We start from the raw sequence: 20241 nt of genomic DNA, 5'->3' as shown, positions 1-20241 counted from the left end.
TTGTCTTAGCCGTGTGTCATAAAAAAGGGCAGCCTCTTCAGGCTGCCCTTTTTGTATCAAACGATCTTAAAACAGTTCGTTCTTGACGGCTTCTTTCGCCTTTTCTTCCTCCGGCGTGCCGCGCGCCGCGCCTTCCAGGCTGCCTACGCCCGTGCCCGGTGGATTTTCCGCATAGTAATACTCGTCGCCCACGTGGATCAGGCCTTCCGGCACGGCGCGTTCCTCGACGGGTATGCTTTTCAGGGCTTTCGCCATGTAGCTGATCCAGATCGGCAAGGCCAGGCCGCCGCCCGTTTCCCGGTTGCCCAGGTTGCGCGGCTGGTCGTAGCCGATCCAGGCGATGCCCACCAGCTTGGCCTGGTAGCCGGCGAACCAGGCGTCGATGGAATCGTTGGTCGTGCCCGTCTTGCCGGCCAGGTCGGGGCGCTTCAAGGCCATGGCCTTGTTGGCCGTGCCGAAGCGCACGACGTCGTTGAGCATGCTGTTCATCATGAAGGCATTGCGCTCGTCGATGACGCGGTTGGCTTCCTCGCCCGCCAGGTCCGGCTTGGCTTGCGACAAGACATTGCCGTCGCTATCGGTCACCTTGGCGATCAGATACGGGTTGATCTTGTAGCCGCCATTGGCGAACACGGCATACGCGCCCGCCATCTGCAGCGGCGTCACGTTGCCGGCGCCCAGGGCCAGGGTCAGGTAGGGCGGGTTCTTGTCCGCGTCAAAGCCGAAGCGCGTCGCGTATTCCTGGCCATACTTGGCGCCGATCTTGTGCAGAATACGAATGGAAATCATGTTTTTCGATTTCATCAAGCCTTTGCGCATGGTCATCGGGCCATCGTATTTGCTGTCGTAGTTCTTCGGTTCCCACGCCTGGCCGCCCGTCTGGCCCGCGTCGAACGAGATCGGCGCATCGTTGATGATGGTGGCCGGCGACAGGCCCCGTTCCAGCGACGCGGAGTAGATGAAGGGCTTGAAGGCCGAACCGGGCTGGCGCCACGCCTGCGTGACGTGGTTGAACTTGTTGCGGTTGTAATCGAAGCCGCCCACCATGGCGCGGATGGCGCCGTCCGTGGTGCTGGCCGAGACGAACGCCGATTGCACTTCCGGCATCTGCGTCAAGACCCAGGTATTGCCTTCCTGCATGACGCGGATCACGGCGCCGCGCTTGATGCGGCGGTTCGGCGCCGCTTTTTCCGACAGCCAAGCCGCGCCGAAGGTCAGGCCCGGGCCGGTAATCGTGATTTCCTCGCCGGCCGAGGTGACGGCCTGCAAGGATTTGGGCGACGCTTGCAGCACCATGGCGGCGATGATGTCGTCGCTGTCCGGATGGTCGGCCAGTTCCGTCTCGATCGCGTCATCGGCTTCTGCCTTGGTTTTTGGAATCTCGATATACGCTTCCGGGCCGCGGTAGCCGTGGCGTTTCTCGTAATCCATCACGCCCTTGCGCAAGGCGATGTAGGCGGCGTCCTGGTCGGCCTTGGTGATGGTGGTGTAGACGTTCAGGCCGCGCGTATAGGTATCTTCCTTGAATTGCTCGTAGACCAGCTGGCGCGCCATTTCCGACACGTATTCCGCATGCACGCCGAAGGCGCTGCTGTCGGTTTTCACTTTCAGCTCTTCATTTTTCGCTTCTTCGTACTGCGCCGGCGTGATGTAGCCCAGCTGGGCCATGCGTTGCAGGATGTATTGCTGGCGCATGCGCGCGCGTTTCGGATTGACGACGGGGTTGTAGGCCGACGGCGCTTTCGGCAAGCCGGCCAGCATGGCCGCTTCCGCCACGGTGAGATCCTGGATGTTCTTGCCGAAATAGATTTGTGCGGCCGAGGCGAAGCCGTAAGCACGCTGTCCCAGATAAATCTGGTTCATATACACTTCGAGGATCTGGTCCTTGCTGAGGTTTTTCTCGATCTTCCAGGCCAGCAAGACTTCATACGCCTTGCGTTTCAGGGTCTGTTCGCTGGACAGGAAGAAATTGCGCGCCACCTGCTGCGTGATGGTCGACGCGCCTTGCTTGGCGCCGCCCGTCAGGTTGTGCAGGGCCGCACGCGTGATGCCCAGGTAATCGACGCCGCCATGCTCATAGAAGCGGTCATCCTCGATGGCCAGCACGGCTTTCTTCATGACATCGGGAATATCCTTGATGTGCACCATGTTGCGGCGCTCTTCGCCGAATTCGCCGATCAGCACACTGTCGGACGTGAACACGCGCAGCGGCATCTTTGGCTTGTAATCGGTCAAGGTATCGAGCGCCGGCAGGTTCGGATACGCCATGGCCAGGCCAAAGACCACCAGCAAGACGCCGACGATGCCCAGGCCCAGCAGCGATACCAGGGCCATCAGCAGGAAACGTTTGGGTTTGCTGCCCTTGGTGGGCGGCTTCGAGCCAGCGGGGCCAGCGGATTTTGAAGATGTCATGCGTCGTATGTCTTTCGGTTAATTATGCCGGCCAATTATAAGCGAGCTTGCCGGGGTGGCAGCGCGCCGTGGCGCTGGCCGGGGGGAGTGTCGAAACTTGCCGATACTCTATATAAGCGTGTATTGGCCCGCTGGCAACCAGGATTTGGTAACAATTATTCTGCGCCAGATCACGGCTTGGCCAGATAGGCGTCGCGCGCCGCAGACTCCGGCCTGAAATCCATTTACAAGCCAGCGCCGCCGGGACTAGGCTGTCGGATGGCAGGAACCTCTCCCACGCTGACGTTTCTCTATGAAAAACATGTCCATCAGCAATTTTCTTGGCATCGGCTTGCTGGGCGTCGACATCGCAGACGATGCCGTACGCGTGGTCGAGTTGAGGCGCAGGCGGGGAAGACTGTCGTGCCGGCATTGCGGCGCCGCCGCGCTGACGCCCGGCGTGATACTGGAAGGCAATGTCGAGGACACGGAGGGCCTGGCCGATGCCTTGCGCCAGGCCCACCGCGACAGTGGCAGCGCCTGCACGCGGGTGGCGCTGGCCATGCCGGCCACGGCCCTGATCACGCATGCGATCCGCCTGCCCGCCGGATTGCCGGAGGAACAGCAGGAAATCCTCGTGGAACTGGAAGCGGCCCAATACATGCCGTTTGCGCTGGAAGACGCCAGCCTGGATTTTTTCATACTCGGCCCCGCGCCGCCGCTGGCTGGCGCAACAGGCAAGGAGGTCGACGTGTTGCTGGTGGCGGCGCGGCGCGCCAGCGTGCAGCGCCGTCTCGATGCGGCCACGGCGGCGGGCTTGCAGGCCGTCGTCATGGATAGCGAGGCAATGGCCTTGCAGGCGGCGCTCGCGCAGGGTGGCTGGCAAGCTCTGCCCGACGGTGGCGTGGCCTACCAGCTGGCCTGGGGCCTGGCTCTGCACAGGTACGCCCGATGACGGTCCGGGCGCAAGTGCAGCGCATCAACCTGTTGCCGTATCGCCCCGCGGCGCGGCGCAGGCGTATTCAGTTGCTGCTGTGGCAACTGGCGGGCGGAGCGCTGCTGGGACTGCTGCTGGCCGTGGCGACGGGCGCCTGGCTGCGGTACCAGCTCGACGCGCAACAGCGCCGCCAGGAGGGCTGGCGTAGTGCCATGCAGCAAGTCGATGCCGTGCTTGTCGCGGGTCAGCGGGTGCAGGGCGAGACGGCCGCGCTGCTGCTGCGCCAGCAAGCCATGGCCAGTTTGCAACAGCAACGCAATGCCTGGGTGCGCATGCTGGACGCGCTGGCGCGGGCGATGCCGGCTGGCGTAGCCTTGCACAGTGTGCGCCAGGAAACAGCGATGGTGCGCTTGCAGGGGCAGGCTGCGTCGCAGGACAAGGTCGCGGCATTGCTGCTGGGGCTAGAACAGGCGGCGCCCTGGTCCCGGCCGGAATTGGTGGAAGTGCGCGGCGCGGCCGATGGCGCCGTGGAATGGACGGTACGGCTGGCTTTGGCACCCTAGTCCTGGAGGTTGATCATGCTGAGCTTGAAGATCGCGTCGCTGTGGCCGCTACCCGCGCGCCTCGCTTGCGCTGCCTTGGCCGCGACGCTGGTGGCGGCCCTGCTGCACCTTGCGTGGCTGGATGGACTGTTTGCGGCCATGCAGGCGGGGCAAGACGAGGAGGTCCGCTTGCGTGCCGCGTATCTGTCGGCGCAAGCCAGGGCGCAGCAGTTGCCGCATTGGCGCGCACAGCAGCGCCAGGCCGGCGCCGAGCTGGCCTTGCTGGAACAGCAGCTGCCCGACCAGCAGGCGATGGCGCTGCTGTTGACGCAGATCAATGCCGCAGGCCAGTCGCGCGGCCTGCAATTTTCCCTGTTCAAGCCCGGTGCGGCCCAGCCGCAAGCGCCGTATGTCGCCTTGCCGATCGCCATACAGTTGCGCGGCGGCTACCACGCCATGGGCGCGCTGCTGGCGGACCTGGCGCGCCTGCCGCGCATCGTCACGGTGCATGGGCTGGCCTTGACCCTCGGCAAGGATCGTCTGCTGACCCTCGATGCCGTGCTGCACGCGTATCGCTTGCCTGCAGCGGGGGAGCGGACCCCGCAAGAGGCCTTGGCGCCCAAGGCGGGCGCAGCCGCTGCGGCATGGCGTCCGCTTGCCGCTGTCGCGCCGCAGCCGTACGCGGCCGCCGCCCTGGCCGATCCTTTTGGCGCCTTGCCGTCGGCCGGCGCGCCGGGGCAGCGGGGCGCCGTGGCGGGGCCCGACCCGCGGCGCGTGCGCGAACCGCTGGAAAGCGTGGCCTTGCCGGCCATCAGCATGGTCGGCAGCGTGCAACAGGACGGACGCCTGAGCGCACTGCTGCTGGCGGGCCAGCGCGTGTACCGGGTAGCGGTGGGCCAGTATCTGGGGCAAGACCACGGCGTGGTGACGGATATCAGTGAACAGGCGCTGCAGTACCGTGAACTGCTGCGCGAGGCGGGTGGTCCCTGGCGCGAGCGGCGCGGCAGCCTGGCCTTGCAGGCGGCGGGGGTGGGTGCGAAGGCCAGCCTGCCCGAGGCGGCGCCATGAGGCCGCGCCGCGTGCTGCTGGCCGCCATGCTGTGTCTGCATGCCAGCAGTCTTGCCCAGGAAGCCGTGGTGCACGTGTCGGCGCCGCGTTTATATGCTGGCGAGAAAATCTCCGTCGACTTCCAGAACGTGGGCGTGCGCGCGGCCCTGCACATCCTGGCTGATGCGTCGGGGCAAAATATCGTCGCCAGCGATAGCGTGGCGGGCAACGTGACCCTGCGCCTGCGCGACTTACCGTGGGACCAGGCGCTCGACGTGCTGCTGCAGGCGAAAGGGCTGGACATGCGGCGCAATGGCAACGTGCTGTGGATCGCGCCGCGCGAGGAAATGCTGGCGCGCGAAAAGCTGGAGCTCGAAACGCGGGCGCAGATCGCCGAACTGGAACCCTTGCAGTCAGCCATCTTCCAGCTCAATTACCAGAAGGCCGAAGCGTTCCGCACGGTGTTCGCCCTGGACGCGGGAGAAGGGCGCAGCCGCCTGCTGTCGCGCCGCGGCAGCGTGCTGATCGAGCCGCGCACGAATCAATTGTTCGTCACCGACGTGCCGGCGCGCCTGGAACAGATCCGTCAACTGATCGCGAAGACAGATATTGCCACGCGGCAGGTGATGATCGAGGCGCGCATCGTCGAGGCGAATGACAGTTTCAGCCGCAATCTGGGCGCGCGCCTCGGTTTTACGGACCAGCGCCTGGCGGCAGGCCAGGTGCCCGGATTTTCCCTGGGCGGCAGCGGGCGCCGCGCGGCCATCGGCGGCAGTTACCAGGGCGTGGGCGAGGCGACGGGGCAAACGGTGGCCGGCGCCGGCGCCTTCGTGCCGAACACGCAGTTTGTCAACTTGCCGGCCGCCAGTATCAATGGCTTGCAGCCGGCCAGTTTCGCCCTGAGCCTGTTTTCGGCGGCCGCCAACCGTTTTCTGAACCTGGAATTGTCCGCGCTGGAAGCGGACGGCAGGGGCAAGATCATTTCCAGCCCCCGCGTGGTGACGGCCGACAAGGTGCTGGCGCTGATCGAACAGGGCATCGAGCTGCCGTACCAGGTGGCCACCAGCAGCGGCGCCACGTCGATCACCTTCCGCAAGGCGAATCTGCGCCTGGAAGTGACGCCGCAGATCACGCCGGACGGCAACGTGGTGCTGGAAGTGGATGTCAACAAGGATAGCGTGGGCCAGGAAACCCGCTCCGGCTTCGCCATCGACACCAAGCACGTGCGCACGCAAGTGATGGTGGAAGATGGCGGCACGGTGGTACTGGGCGGCATTTATCATCAATCCGAGCGGGGCACGGACAGCAAGGTGCCGCTGCTGGGCGACATCCCCGTACTTGGTGTTTTTTTCCGCAGCACGGGCCGCAGTCAAGAAAAAACCGAACTGATGGTGTTTATTACGCCGAAAATAGTGGCAGATCGGCCAGCAACACGTTAATGTCACATCTTTACGTTTAAGTAACAATGCAAACGAAAGCGGACTGATGGCGACTATGCGGAATGTATCTTGGAGCAACACTTATTGGAGTCGGGTATCGAATTGGCTGGTCTTGCTGGCGCTGGGCGCCTTGCTGGCCGCCTGTGGCGGCGGTGGCGGTGATCCGACCCTGGGCGTCAAGGATGGCGCGAATGCCGGCGTTGGCAGTGTGGTATTGGTTGCTGGCGCAACAACGATTGTTGCCTCGGGCGCGGATGGCACGGAAGTCGTACTGACTGCCGTGGTAAAAAATCCTGGTAATAATGCCATGACAGGCCAGACGGTGACCTTCACTGCCAGTTCCGGCACCATCAGCAATACCAACCGCGTGACGGATGCCAATGGCACGGTGACGGAAAAACTCAGCGTGAAAGGCGATGCGAGCTTGCGCGACATTACCATCAAGGCCAGCAGCGGCGGTGTTGAATCGGCCCCCGTGGTGGTGAAAGTGGTGCCCGTCACCTCCGGCATTGCCAGCTTGCTGCTGACCTCTTCCGGTGGCACCCTCGCTTCATCGGGCGGTACCGCCGTCAACATGATCGCCTTTGTCAAGGATGCCAACAATGCCATTGTGCCCAATGCCAGCGTGACGTTCAGCGCCGACTCGGGCGCGCTGGGCGCGACCAAGGTCAATACCAATGCGCTGGGACAGGCGCAGGTCAGCCTGAATACGGGGGGCGATGCCAGCTTGCGCACGATCAAGGTCACGGCCAGCGCAGGCGCGCAAACGGCCAGCACGGACATCGGCGTCAGCGGCACCCGGCTGGTCATCAATGCCTTTTCGACGGTGAACCTGAAGACGAGCACCGACATGGTGGTCAAGCTGGTCGATTCGAGCGGCAATCCCCTCGTCGGCAAGCCGGTGACCTTTAGCGCCCGCAGCAATGCCCTCACGGTCAAGGGCGGCGGCGCCAGTCCCGCACTGACCGACAACAACGGCCAGTTGGTGTTGAGCTACAATGCCCAGGTGGGCAGCAGCGACAGCATCAGCGTCAAGGCGCAGGGGGATAGCGTCGTGTTGCCAATTGCAATTAATGCATCAAATTTCACGATCAATGCCGTGTCGGGTAGCAATGTTGCGTTGAGCACCTTGAACACGAACACCTGCTATGCGGTGACGGTGCATAGCGATGTGGCGGGCGTGCCACAAACGGGCAATGTGCGTTTCAGTACATCGCGCGGCGCCATCTATCAGGATGCCGCCTGCGGCACGCCATTGCAGGCGCCGCTGGCGCTGGTGGGAGGCAATGCCATCGCCTACGTACAGGCCAGCGGCGCCGGCCTGACCGCCCTGACGGCGAAGTACGAAGGCAGCGGCGCCTTGGTGCAGTCGGAAGTGGAGTTCGTTGCGCCATTGACGGCCCAGGCCACGATCAGCTTGCAAGCCGACCCGGCAGTCATCGGCGCCAATACGGCCGGCAGTACGGCGCAGCGCAGCGCCTTGCGCGCCGTCGTACGCGATGGCTCGGTGGAAAACAACCTGGTCAAGAATGCACAGGTGAGCTTCTCGATCCAGGCCGACGCCAGCAATGGTTCCCTGAGTTCGCCTTCGCTGGTCACCACTGACAGCGATGGCGTGGCCACGGTCAGCTACATCGCGGGGCAGGGGACTACCGGTGTCGATGGCGTCGTTGTCAAGGCGCAACTGCAGGGCGTATCGAGCAATGCCGCCGCGGTCAAGCTGACGGTGACGAAGAAATCGCTGTTCATCAGCGCCGGCAGCGGCAATGCGCTTGACGCCTCCGACAGCAGCACCTATCGCAAGACGTATAGCGTGTTTGTGACGGACGCCGCCGGTAACCCCGTGCCGGACGTGATCATCACGGCCGCTGCCTGGCCCCGCTATTATTACAAAGGCTATCTGCAATATTCCCAGATTGCCGAGTCGTGGATAGTCGTGAGGACAGCGAACGCCTGTGACAATGAAGACCGGGACCGCAGCGGCACCTTCAATCCGAATAACGACTTCAACCTCAATGGCCGTCTCGACCCGGGCATTCCGCTCAATCTGTCGACCGGTGGCAAGACCGACAGCTCGGGAACGGCGATCGTTACCCTGACTTATCCGCGCGACAGGGCCAACTGGCTGGACGTCGAATTGACGATTCGTGGCAATAGTTCCGGGACGGAGGCAACTTATGTCGGTTACACTTTGCTTCCGGGGCTGGCTACGGACTTTAACCGCGTGGATGTTTCACCTCCAGGCGTCCTGAGTCCGTATGGGCAAGCCACTGATTGTCGTAATCCAAATTAACTGTCGCAGCACATGCAAAATCTGTTTTTAGTAGGCCTCATGGGCGCAGGCAAAACCACGATCGGGCGCATCCTGGCCCGCAAGCTGGGCTTGCGCTTTGTCGATTCCGACCACGAGATCGAGGCACGCACGGGAGCGACCATCCCGTGGATCTTTGAAATCGAGGGCGAGGCCAGCTTTCGCCGGCGCGAGGCCGAAGTCATCCGCGACCTGAGCGCCCAGGAAGGCATCGTCATGGCCACCGGCGGCGGGGCCATCCTCAACGCCGACAGTCGCGCCTACCTGAAGGAGCGGGGCACGGTCGTCTACCTGCGCGCCAGCGTCAGCAACATCCTTGCGCGTACCAGCCATGACAAGAACCGCCCCCTGCTGCAGACGGCCGACCCGCGCCGCAAGCTGGAGGAATTGACGTCGCAGCGCGAGCCCCATTACATGGAAGTGGCCGACATTGTGATCGACACGGGCCGTCCTAACGTACAATCGATGGTTCAGACCATCCTGATGCAGCTGGCCAGCCTCGAATGCGAGGCCTCGCCCAATTGCGTCATTCATGCAGAGCCTTCGATGAACGAGCAATCCAAAATGTTGTTGAGCGTAGACCTCGACGAGCGCAGTTATCCGATCGCCATCGGTCCCGGCCTGCTGGCCGACGCCGATGCGCTGCTGCGCCATATCAGCGGCCACAAGGTGGCCATCGTCACCAATACCACTGTCGCGCCCTTGTATCTGGGCCGCCTGCAAGCGGCGCTGGCCAGCGATGGCCGCGAAGTGATCAGCATCGTCCTGCCGGACGGCGAAGAATATAAAAACTGGGCCAGCCTGATGCAGATCTTCGACGCGCTGCTGGCCAATAAATGCGACCGCAAGACCACCCTGGTGGCCCTGGGCGGCGGCGTGATCGGCGACCTGACCGGCTATGCGGCGGCCAGCTACATGCGCGGCATCGGTTTCGTGCAAGTGCCCACCACCTTGCTGGCGCAGGTCGATTCCTCCGTCGGCGGCAAGACGGGCATCAACCACCCGCTGGGCAAGAACATGATCGGCGCCTTCTACCAGCCGCGCGCCGTGATCGCCGACACCTCGACCCTGGAAACCCTGCCGGCGCGCGAGCTGTCGGCGGGCCTGGCCGAAGTGATCAAGCATGGCGCCATCATCGATGCGGCCTTCTTCGACTGGATCGAGGCGAACATGGCCAAGCTGATGGCGCGCGACAAGGGTGCGCTGGCTTACGCGATCGCCCGCTCGTGCGAAATCAAGGCCGACGTGGTGCGCCAGGACGAGCGCGAAGGCGGCTTGCGCGCCATTCTGAACTTCGGCCACACCTTTGGCCACGCCATCGAGGCGGGCCTCGGTTACGGCCACTGGCTGCACGGCGAAGCCGTCGGCTGCGGCATGGTGATGGCGGCCGACCTGTCGTGCCGCATGGGCTATATCGACCAGGCGGCCGTCGAGCGCGTGCGCGCGCTGGTCGCCGCCGCCGGCCTGCCGGTGAAGGCGCCGGACCTCGGTGTCGAGCGCTGGCTGGAGCTGATGGAAGTGGACAAGAAGAACGAGGGCGGCGCCATCAAGTTCATCCTGTTGAAACCCTTGGGAAGCCCGAACATCACGTCCGCGCCGCACGAACTGGTGCTGGCCACCCTGGCCGCCGGAGTGCAATAACATGCTGCCAGAAGACTTCCTCGCCCCGTATGCGGCCCACTCGGCACAGGGGCAGGGACGTCGCTTTGCCGAGGCGCCGCACGCCTCGCGCAGCCAGTTCCAGCGCGACCGCGACCGCATCATCCATTCCTCGGCCTTCCGCCGCCTCGAATACAAGACCCAGGTGTTCCTCAATCACGAGGGCGACCTGTTCCGCACGCGTTTGACGCACAGCCTGGAAGTGGCGCAGGTGGGGCGCTCGATTGCGCGCAACCTGCGCCTGAACGAAGACCTGGTGGAAGCCATCGCGCTCGCGCATGACCTGGGCCATACGCCGTTTGGCCACGTGGGCCAGGACGTGCTCAACGAGTGCATGCAGGCGCACGGCGGCTTCGAGCACAACCTGCAAAGCCTGCGCGTGGTCGACACCTTGGAAGAGCATTACGGTGCCTTCGATGGCTTGAACCTGATGTTCGAGACGCGCGAAGGCATATTGAAACACTGCTCCCTGGCGCATGCGCGCGAACTCGGTCCCGTCGCCCAGCGCTTCATCGACCGCACGCAACCGACCCTGGAAGCGCAGCTGACGAACCTGGCCGATGAAATCGCCTACAACAGCCACGATATCGATGACGGCCTGCGTTCCGGCCTGATCACCATCGCCCAGCTGGAAGAGGTGGAATTCTTCGGTCGCCTGTGGCGCGAGGTGCAGCAGGCGTTCCCCGGCCTGTCGGGCCGGCGCGCCATCTACGAAACCCTGCGCCGCCTGATCACGGCCCTGGCCGACGATCTGATCGTCACGTCGACGTCCCTGATTGCGGACGCCGCTCCCCGCGACGTCAGCGAAGTGCGCGCCAGTCCTCCGCTGATCCGTTTTTCGGACGCCATGCGCAAGGATGCGACGGAGCTCAAGCGCTTTTTGCGCGCAAACCTGTACCGCCACTACCAGGTCAACCGCATGCGCGTGAAGGCCAGCCGCATCGTGCGCGAACTGTATGACAGCTTCATGGACGAACCGGCCCTGCTGCCGCCCGACTATCAGCTTATTGGTCATAACAGGGATGGCACGGTCACGCAGCAGGCGCGCAAGATCGCCGACTACATCGCCGGCATGACAGACCGCTACGCGATTCGCGAGCATCGCCGGCTGTATTCGCTCGACGAGTTGTAAGGCCATTACCCCCATTCCTCTCCCCTGTCAATTGGCATGATCATCTAGGTCCCCACCCGATCACCCCAATACCCCCGTAGCGCCTTCTTTTCTATCATGGCAGCAAGTCAACAAGGGCTTGCCGCCCATAGTCAAGGAGAGTGTCATGATTGAATCGCGCCGCAGTTTCTTGCGCGCCTTGCCAGCCGTAACCATCGGGGCGGCCATCGCGCCGCTGCCAGGCAAGGCGGCCACCAAGGGCGAAGGCGGCCAGCGCTGGGCGATGGTGGTCGATGTGCAGAAATGCATCGGCTGCCAGGCTTGCACGGTCTCCTGCATCATGGAAAACGCCGTGCCGGAAAACAGCTTCCGCACCATCGTCTCGACCTATGAAGTCAAGGAAGAGAACCGCTGCGGCACCTACATGCTGCCGCGCCTGTGTAACCACTGCGCCAATCCCCCCTGCATTCCCGTCTGTCCCGTGGGCGCTACGTTCCAGCGCAAGGACGGCGTCGTCGTCGTCGATGGCGACCGCTGCGTGGGCTGTGCCTACTGCGTGCAAGCTTGCCCGTACGACGCGCGCTTCATCAACCACGAAACGGGCAAGGCCGACAAATGCACGTTCTGCGCGCACCGGGTCGACGAAGGCTTGCTGCCCGCCTGCGTGGAAACCTGCGTGGGCGGCGCGCGCATCTTCGGCGACCTGAATGATCCGGACAGCGTGGTGCACCAGCTGCTGACCGAGAACAAGGTGAAGGTGCTGAAACCCGAGCAGGGCACCCAGCCCCACGTGTTTTACCTGGGACTGGACACGCACTTCGCCGGCCACGTCGAGGGCGAAGCGACTCTTTGGCAACCGAGCAAACACGGGAAATAAACCATGGACAGCCACATCACCGAAATTCTCAACGTCACGCGCGAAGCGGCATGGCTGCCGTGGGCGGTGCAGTATTTTTTCCTCATCGGCCTCAGTTATGGCAGTTTCATGCTGACCCTGCCGTACTTCGTCTTTGGCCGCAAGGCGTATGAACGCCTGGGACGCATCGCGCTGCTGGCATCCCTCGTGTGCGGCATGACGGCGCCCGTGGCGCTGCTGGCCGATTTGCACGGGCCGGGCCGCTTCTATCACTTCTACATTTATTTCCAGCCGCAGTCGTGGATGTCGTGGGGTTCGTTCTTCATTCCTCTGTATCTGGGCTGTCTGATGCTGTACGCGTGGCTGGCGCTGCGCGTGGATTTCGCCACGCGGGGACAGGGCCAGGACCGCCTGGCCCTCGCCTACCGTTTGCTGGGGCGCGGCGGCGCCGCATCCTTGCGGGCCATTCGCGTCGCCGCTGCCTTCACCTTGTTGGCCGCCTTCGTCGTGGGCCTGTACACGGGCATGGAAGTGATGGTGGTGCGTGCCCGTCCCCTGTGGTTCACGCCTTTCCTTCCGGCGCAATTTGCCGCCACGGCCTTTGTCGGGGCCGTGGGCCTGGCGCTGCTGTTCAACCGCTTCCTGCCGGGTCGCGACCAGGCCCTGGAAGTGTCCTTGAACCGCGCGCTGGCCCTGTCGCTGGCGCTGGTGCTGGCACTGGGCGGCGGCTGGCTGTTCGTCAGTCTCTCCGGCGTGAGCGCCAGCCACAGCATGGCCTTTACGCAGGTGGCGGGTATGCCGCAATGGCAGTTCACGGCCGTCTGGGCCGTGCTGTCGGCCATCGTGCCGATGGCGCTGGCCATCTGGCGTCCGGCCACGAGTGGCCTGGCCAATGGCCTGATCGCGCTGCATAGCGCCTGGATGATGCGCTGGACGATTTTTATCGGCGGCCAGACGATTCCGAAGACGGGCGCAGGCCTGTACGACTACCACCTGCCGATGGGGAACGATGGCTTGCTGGGCATTATTGGCACGGCCGGCCTGTGGATCGCGCTGCTGTTGCTGATGCTGGAATTTTTGCCATGGGCGGGACGCGTCGTCGCTGGTCGCAGCCGTCCCGTCATGGCCACGCACTGAGGAGTCAAAAATGAACGATCAAATACACAACAACGCACACAACGACGTCCCTGACGACGAAAACGAAAAACGCCGCAAGCTGTTGCGCTACGGCGCCATCGGCGGCGGCCTGGCCGCGTTTGCCGCCAGCTTTTCCACCACGGCCGGCCGCATGGTCGACCATGCGCTGGGCAAGGATAAACCCGTGCAGAAACTGCATGGCAATTCCCTGCCGCCCGAGTTTTCCGTCGATACGGCCACGGGCAAGCTGACGGTCAATCCCGACCAGCAAGTGAGCTACACCATGTGCATGGGCTGCACCACGTTTTGCGGCGTGCGCGTGCGCCTCGATAAAAAAGGCGGCAAGGTGCTGCGCGTGGCCGGCAATCCCTACAGCCCCCTGTCGGCCGACCCGGCGCTGCCGTATCAAACCTCGATCCGTGACAGTTTTGTCTCGCTGTCGCGCTTCCAGGAAAAGGGGCTGAAGGGCCGTTCGACGGCTTGCGGCCGCGGCAACGGCGTGCTGGAACAGATGGAGTCGCCGTTCCGCGTGCTGGCGCCCATGAAGCGTGTAGGGCCGCGCGGCGGCGGCCAGTGGGAACCGATCGCCTTCGACCAGTTGGTGAAGGAAGTGACGGAAGGCGGCGACCTGTTTGGCGAAGGCCACGTGCAGGGACTGCGCGCCTTGCGCGAGCTGGAAAAGCCGATCGATCCGGCGCAGCCGGAACTGGGCCCGCAAGTGAATCAGGTGGGCCTGATGTGCAGTACCGACGATGGCCGTCTGGCGTTCGGCACGCGCTTTTTCAAGCAGTCGTACGGCAGTTTGAACCTGGTCAACCACGGCTCGTATTGCGGCGGCGCCTACCGCAGCGGCTCGGGTGCCATGTTCGGCGACATGAAGAAGATGCCGCACGCGAAAGTGGACCTGGAAAATACGGAATTCTGCATGTTCGTCGGCACGGCGCCGGGCAATGCGGGCAACCCGTTCAAGCGCCAGGGCACCCTGATCGCGAAAGCAAGGTCGGGCAAGCGCGAATTCAGCTACGTCGTCGTCGACCCCGTGCTGACGAACGCGGACAGCCTGGCCGCGGGCGACCGCAGCCGCTGGGTACCGATCAAGCCGGGCACGGATGGCGCGCTGGCCATGGGCATGATCCGCTGGATCATCGAGCACGAACGCTATGACCGCAACTTCCTCGTGCAGCCGAACCTGAAGGTGGCGGAAGCGGCGGGCGAAGCCGCCTGGTGCAATGCCACGCATTTGATCATTAACGAGAAGGGCCATCCGCGCGATGGCCGCTACCTGCGCGCGTCGGATATGGGCGCGGTGGAGTTGTCGGAAGAAGAGCGCTACAAGGATGGCGACGCCTTTTGCGTGATCGACTCCGCCACGCAAGCGATCGTGCCGCACAATGCCGCCAAGGGTGAGGCGCGCCTGTTCTTCGACGGTCCGCTGGACGTGGCGGGCGCACCGCTGCACCTGAAGACGGCCATGACGATGCTCAACGAGGAAGCGCAGCGCCACAGCATGGATGATTACGCGGCCGCCTGCGGCATTTCACGCGACATCATCGAAGGGCTGGCGCAGGAACTCACCAGCCATGGCAAGCGCGCCGCCGTCAATGCGCACGGCGGCATGATGTCGGGTGCGGGATTCTATAACGCGTATGCGCTGGTCATGCTCAATACCCTGATCGGTAACCTGAATCGCAAGGGCGGCACCCTGGTCAACGGCGGCAGCTTCAAGGATGCGGGACCCGGTCCGCGCTATAACCTCGAGAGTTTCGACGGCGAGATCAAGGCGGCCGGCATGCCGATCGGGCGCAATGTGCCGTATGAAAAAACCTCGGAATTCAAGCTGAAGAAAGAAGCGGGCAAGGCGTATCCGGCGAAGGCGCCGTGGTATCCGAATGCGCCCGCGCTGGCCACCGAGTGGCTGACCAGCGCCATGAACGGCTACCCGTACACCCTGAAGGCGCTGATTCTGTGGAGCTGCAATCCCGTCTACGGCATCACGGGCTTGCGCGCGCAGATCGGCAAGGAGCTGGCCGATCCGAAGAAGATTCCCCTGATCGTCGCCATCGACCCCTTCATCAATGAAAGCTCGGCGTTTGCCGACTACCTGCTGCCCGATACCTTGCTGTATGAAAGCTGGGGCTGGGCTGGCGCCTGGGGCGGCATGCCAGTCAAAATGAGCACGGCGCGCTGGCCCGTGGTCGAACCGCGCGTGCAAAAGACGCCGGACGGCCAGACCATCTGCATGGAATCGTTCTTCATCGCGCTGGCGAAAACGATGGACTTGCCCGGTTTCGGTCCGGAAGCCTTGCAGGACATGGATGGCCAGCGCTTCCCCTTGCAGCGCGCGGAAGACTGGTATCTGCGGGGCGGCGCCAACATCGCCTGGCAAGGGAAAACGTCCGTGCCAGAAGCTAGCGACGACGATATCGAACTGTCCGGCGTGGCGCGCATCCGCCCCGAACTGGAGCGCACCTTGAAGCCGGAAGAGTGGCGCAAGGTGGCCTTCATGCTGGCGCGGGGAGGGCGCTACCAGAGCTATGGCGAGATGTTCGGCCTGCGCCTGCCGCCACCGGCGAATCCCAAGGCACCGGCAGCTCCTGCACCCGTGATCGACGAGACGCCGTATCCGCAGGACTGGTCCACGCACCGCTATCTGAAACCGATGATGCTGTACAACGAAGGTCTGGGCGTGAGCAAGAACAGCTTGAGCGGCAAGCGTTTTCCCGGCACGCCCGCCTGGCGAGTGGCGGCGTTTGCCGACGGTACGCCCGTGCGCAAAACCTATCCGGCCAGCGAGTGGCCGTTCGAGTTGATCAGCTTTAAATCGGCGCTGCAGAATTCCTACAGCATCGGTGCGCGGCGCTTGCGCGGCATCCATCCCGACAACCCGGTCGCCGTGCATCCCGACGATGCGGCCCGCTTGAAGCTGGAAAATGGCGATGCCATTTACCTGGAAACGCCGGGCGGCAGGGCCAGGGCCACGGTGATGCTGCGCCATGGCGTGCAGCGGGGCGTGATCGCCGTCGAACACGGTTTCGGCCACAAGGAGCACGGTGCGCGCGCCCACCGCATCGGCAAGCTGCGCCAGCCCGATGAACCGGCCATCGGCGCTGGCATCAACCTGAACGACCTGGGATTGACGGACCCGAGCCGCGGCGACAAGAACGTGTTCGTCGATCCCGTCTCGGGCACGTCGGTGCGGCAGGGGCTGCCGGCGCGTATCGTGCGGGCTTAAATCTCGCCGCTGGCCATCAGCAGCCGGGCTACCTCGGCTGCTGAATGCAGGCCCAGTTTTTCCATCGTGTTATGGCGGTGCACCTGCACCGTCTTGTCGCTGATGCCCAGCTCGCGGGCGATGACTTTCGAGGCTTTGCCTTCGGCCATCAGCAACGCCACCTCGCGCTCGCGCGCGGTGAGCCTGGCCAGCGCCGATTGCGCCGTATTCGCGCTGGCGGCGCTACGGCTTTCTTCCACGCTGCGGGCCACGGCCCGGCTGACGGCGTCCAGCAGCACCTGGTCCTTACACGGCTTTTCCAAAAAATCGCAGGCGCCCGCCTTCATCGTCTGCACGGCCATGGCCAGGTCGCCGTGACCGCTGAGGAAAATCACTGGCAGGGAGATGGCGTGCCCGGTCCTATTGTTTAACTCTTGTTGCAGTTCCAGTCCGCTCATCAAAGGCATGCGCACGTCGAGCAGCAGGCAGCCGGGCACATGGCCAGCGTAGCGCTGCAGGAAGTCGCGCGCCGACTCGAACGTCTGCACTTGCCAGCCGGCCGAATCGAACAGATAGGCCAGCGAGCGGCGCATGGCGGCGTCGTCGTCGACGACAAAGATGATCGCATCGCTTTCATTCATGGTGTGTCCTTGTTTGCTTCCAGGCCGGTATCTTCGGGCAGGCGGAACCAGACCGTCAAGCCTGGCGCATCGGCGTTGGCGTGCGCCGACAGGCTGCCGCCGAACGATTCGATGATGCTTTTGCTGAGCGACATGCCCAGGCCCAGGCCTTCGGCCTTGGTGGTAAAGAAGGGTTCGAACAGACGCGCCATCTGCGCCGCTTCCAGGCCGCAGCCGGCGTCGCGCACGGCCACCGTGCAGGCGCCGTTTTCGCGGTGCAGCAGCACGCCGATGGCATGTTGCGGATTGTCGTTTTCCACCTGTGCATCGAGCGCATTCTTGAGCAGATTGAGCAGCACCTGCTGCACTTGCTGCGGGTCGGCCAGCACGCGCGGTGCCGCACTGACCGCCTCGTGGCGCCAGCTGATATTGGCTTGCGGATGGGCTGCGCGGAACAGGGCCACGGCTTGCTCCACGGCGTCGGCCAGGGCGAAGGCCGTGCTGTGCGCGGGATGCTTTTGTGCCATCGCGCGAATGTGACGGATGATGGCGCCCGCGCGTTCGCTTTGCGTGGCGATTTCTTGCGCGCCGTCGAGCAGGGGCGCCGCATCGAGCCGACCCGCCGTGATGCGGCGCGCCATGCCGCGCGCGAAATTGCCGATGGCGGCCAGCGGCTGGTTCAATTCATGCGCGATGGCGCTGGCCATTTCGCCCAGAATCGCCAGGCGCGCCGTGTGGTCTAGCGTGGCCTGGCGCTGGCGCGCCTGCTCTTCCAGCGCGCGCTGCTGGTGCTGGGCGGCGCGCAATTGCTCCGTGCGCCGGCTGACCAGGTATTCCACGCGCACCGTGTGCACGGCCCAGGCGACGAGCAAGGCCAGCACCAGCAGCATCCAGCCCCAGTAGCGGCGCAACGCCGTCTCGAACGTCAGCTTGTCCAGATAGGCGTAGGGACCGATGCGCAGGTCGCGGAACAGCTCATCGACGATCTGGTAATCGCTGGGTACCGTCCAGCTGTAGCCTTCGTCGGTGCGCGGCATGGCCAGCAGGGCTTGCGCCACTTTTTTCGCCAGCGCGGGCGGCGTCTGGCGCAGGGCCACGAAGGGCCAGTCCGGATACAGCCGCGACGAGCTGGCGCAGCGAAAACCGGGAATCGGGCGCGTGGTGATCACGCGCAGTTCCTCGGCGCGTACTTCGCCGCGCGCCACCATCTGTTCGAGCAGACAGGTGCGCACGATGCCCGCATCCATGCGGCCTGACCGCACGGCGTCGACGATCTGCTGCGAGGGAAAACCGCTGTAGCGCAGGCTGGCAAAATCATGCGCGGGATCGATGCCCGCTTCGCGCAGTTCGCGCGCGGCGATCTGGTAGCCGCCAAAGGCGTCGGGCGCCACGGCCATCACGTTCTTGCCCGCCAGGTCGGCCAGGTCATGCAGTGGCGACGCGCTGCGCACGACGATGGCCGAGCCGATGGCCTGGCGCGGTGACTCCGTCCATGGCGATTCCAGGGTAGCGATGCGGCTGGCACCATCGCTGTGTTCGAGCGCCACGTAATGGCCGCTGCTGGTGATGGCAAAGGCGATGGCTTGCGACTGCACGGCGCGCGTCAGGCCCGCCTGATCGTAGTCGGCCAGGATGAAACGGATGCCGGGAATGCTCGCCTGCAGGTGGCGCGTCACATACGACCAGTCCTGCTGCACGGCGTCGCCGCCCTTGTAGGCCAGTACGCCAATTCTTACCTCGGGCAGGTCGTTCGCCGCATGGGCGCCGTGCAGACACAGCGCCGCCAGCGCGAGCAGTACAAAACGCCGCACTAGAACATGCTGCGCTGCGCCGAACGCGCATCGCCGAACAGGTCCAGCAGCAGTTTCTTGATGGGCGCGGGCAGCGGCGCATCGGCGATCTTCGCGCCGTCGTACCAGACGTGCGTGCCTTCCCCGGCCAGCGCCAGGCGCCGCGCCAGGGTGATTCGGCAGGGGACGATGTGCAGCTTGTAGTGGGTGAAGACGTGTACGATGGGCAGCAGCCGTTCCTGCGTCTCGATTGCGCCAAACGGCGCCACGGCGCGCGTCAGCGCATCCTGATCGATGTCGCGCGGACAGTCGTCGCCGGCCAGCACGTGGCCATCGAGTTCGGGCAAGGACAGCAAGCCGCCCCAGATGCCGGAACCTGGGCGCTGCTCCAGCAGCACCTGGCCATCGTCGATGATGACCAGCATGACGGCGTGTTTTTCGGGGCTGGTTTTCTTTGGTTTGCGCACCGGCAGATCCTTGGTGCGGCCGGTGGCGTAGGCCACGCAGCGCGGCTGCAGCGGGCAGCGGCCGCAATCGGGGCTGCTGCGCGTGCACAGGGTGGCGCCGAAGTCCATCAGGCCCTGCGTGTAGGCTTCGATACCTGTCTCCGGCAGCAGCGCTTCGGCACGGCGCCACATGGCTTCCTCGACCCGTTTTTCGCCGGGATAGGCAGCGATGCCGAAGGTGCGCGCGAAGACGCGTTTGACGTTGCCATCCATGATGGCCGCGCGCGTGCCGCTGGAGAACGCGGAGATGGCGGCCGCCGTCGAGCGGCCGATGCCGGGCAGGTCGGCCAGCAAGGCCGGGTCGCTGGGGAAGACGCCGTCGTATTCGGCCACCACGCGCTGCGCGCACTTGTGCAGGTTGCGCGCCCGCGTGTAGTAACCGAGGCCGCTCCACTGCGCCATCACGTCTTCCACCGGGGCGCTGGCCAAATCGCGCAGGGTAGGGAAGCGTTCGAGGAAGCGCGCATAGTAGCCGAGTACCGCGGTGACCTGCGTTTGCTGCAGCATGATTTCGGACAGCCAGATCAGGTAGGCGTCGCGCGTGTTTTGCCACGGCAGCGCATGGCGGCCATGCTGCTTTTGCCAGGCGATGACGGTGGCGGAAAAAGTCGGGTCGATATAATCTTCAATGGGGGCCACGCCCGTGGCGGGCGAGAGCGGATGCAGCAGACGTTTCATGCAGAG

Annotated in this window: 13 protein-coding genes and 1 pseudogene; 10 read left to right on the top strand and 4 right to left on the bottom strand. The window is 64.3% G+C overall.

From position 1 onward, the window contains the following. Nucleotides 1-66: 66 nt before the first annotated feature. Nucleotides 67-2412, bottom strand: coding sequence for a penicillin-binding protein 1A (locus tag O0879_RS25570; RefSeq protein WP_077398866.1), 2346 nt, complete (start codon nt 2410-2412; stop codon nt 67-69). Between the two features lie 301 nt (nt 2413-2713). Between O0879_RS25570 and pilM the strand changes: the two genes are divergently transcribed. The 10 genes and pseudogenes from pilM (at nt 2714) to O0879_RS25520 (ending at nt 16662) form a co-directional block, all read left to right on the top strand. After that, complete coding sequence (gene pilM, locus O0879_RS25565; protein ID WP_289919453.1) at nt 2714-3346, top strand: pilus assembly protein PilM; 633 nt, start codon at nt 2714-2716, stop codon at nt 3344-3346. Next, nucleotides 3343-3891 (top strand): PilN domain-containing protein, encoded by a 549-nt coding sequence (locus tag O0879_RS25560; RefSeq protein WP_289919451.1) that lies wholly within the window; start codon nt 3343-3345, stop codon nt 3889-3891. Before pilM ends, O0879_RS25560 begins: the two co-directional genes overlap by 4 nt. Nucleotides 3892-3906: 15 nt before the next feature. Further along, nucleotides 3907-4938 carry a pilus assembly protein PilP gene (locus O0879_RS25555; RefSeq protein ID WP_289919447.1) on the top strand — a complete coding sequence of 344 codons (1032 nt, stop codon included), beginning with the start codon at nt 3907-3909 and terminating at the stop codon, nt 4936-4938. A gap of 86 nt (nt 4939-5024) precedes the next feature. After that, a pseudogene (locus O0879_RS25550) lies at nt 5025-6356 on the top strand (type IV pilus secretin PilQ family protein); the annotation flags it as partial. A 55-nt stretch (nt 6357-6411) separates the two neighbouring features. Then, nucleotides 6412-8649, top strand: coding sequence for an Ig-like domain-containing protein (locus O0879_RS25545; protein ID WP_289919446.1), 2238 nt, complete (start codon nt 6412-6414; stop codon nt 8647-8649). Between the two features lie 12 nt (nt 8650-8661). Further along, nucleotides 8662-10308 carry a bifunctional shikimate kinase/3-dehydroquinate synthase AroKB gene (gene aroKB / locus O0879_RS25540; RefSeq protein ID WP_289919444.1) on the top strand — a complete coding sequence of 549 codons (1647 nt, stop codon included), beginning with the start codon at nt 8662-8664 and terminating at the stop codon, nt 10306-10308. Nucleotide 10309: 1 nt separating this feature from the next. Then, nucleotides 10310-11458, top strand: coding sequence for a deoxyguanosinetriphosphate triphosphohydrolase (locus tag O0879_RS25535; protein WP_289919443.1), 1149 nt, complete (start codon nt 10310-10312; stop codon nt 11456-11458). A gap of 145 nt (nt 11459-11603) precedes the next feature. Beyond that, on the top strand, nt 11604-12314 hold the full coding sequence (gene dsrO, locus O0879_RS25530) for a sulfate reduction electron transfer complex DsrMKJOP subunit DsrO (RefSeq protein WP_289919440.1): 711 nt from the start codon (nt 11604-11606) through the stop codon (nt 12312-12314). 3 nt (nt 12315-12317) lie between these two features. After that, nucleotides 12318-13430: an NrfD/PsrC family molybdoenzyme membrane anchor subunit gene (gene nrfD, locus O0879_RS25525; RefSeq protein WP_289919439.1), complete on the top strand. Its 1113-nt coding sequence runs from the start codon at nt 12318-12320 to the stop codon at nt 13428-13430. A 10-nt stretch (nt 13431-13440) separates the two neighbouring features. Then, complete coding sequence (locus O0879_RS25520) at nt 13441-16662, top strand: molybdopterin dinucleotide binding domain-containing protein (RefSeq protein WP_289919437.1); 3222 nt, start codon at nt 13441-13443, stop codon at nt 16660-16662. Here the strand turns inward: O0879_RS25520 and O0879_RS25515 are convergent. The 3 genes from O0879_RS25515 to mutY are packed head-to-tail and all read right to left on the bottom strand — an operon-like array spanning nt 16659 to nt 20235. Continuing rightward, complete coding sequence (locus O0879_RS25515) at nt 16659-17282, bottom strand: response regulator (RefSeq protein ID WP_289919434.1); 624 nt, start codon at nt 17280-17282, stop codon at nt 16659-16661. The two genes, O0879_RS25520 and O0879_RS25515, sit on opposite strands and share 4 nt — an antisense overlap. Next, the gene (locus O0879_RS25510) at nt 17279-19072 is read right to left on the bottom strand and encodes a sensor histidine kinase (RefSeq protein WP_289919432.1); all 1794 of its coding nucleotides are present in this window, start codon (nt 19070-19072) and stop codon (nt 17279-17281) included. The genes O0879_RS25515 and O0879_RS25510 overlap by 4 nt, the downstream gene beginning before the upstream one ends. Further along, nucleotides 19072-20235: an A/G-specific adenine glycosylase gene (gene mutY, locus O0879_RS25505; RefSeq protein WP_289919431.1), complete on the bottom strand. Its 1164-nt coding sequence runs from the start codon at nt 20233-20235 to the stop codon at nt 19072-19074. The genes O0879_RS25510 and mutY overlap by 1 nt, the downstream gene beginning before the upstream one ends. Nucleotides 20236-20241 lie beyond the last annotated feature (6 nt).

Source organism: Janthinobacterium sp. SUN120 (assembly GCF_030397735.1).
Classification (GTDB): domain Bacteria; phylum Pseudomonadota; class Gammaproteobacteria; order Burkholderiales; family Burkholderiaceae_D; genus Janthinobacterium; species Janthinobacterium kumbetense.
This window is presented reverse-complemented; position numbering and strand designations above follow the sequence as displayed.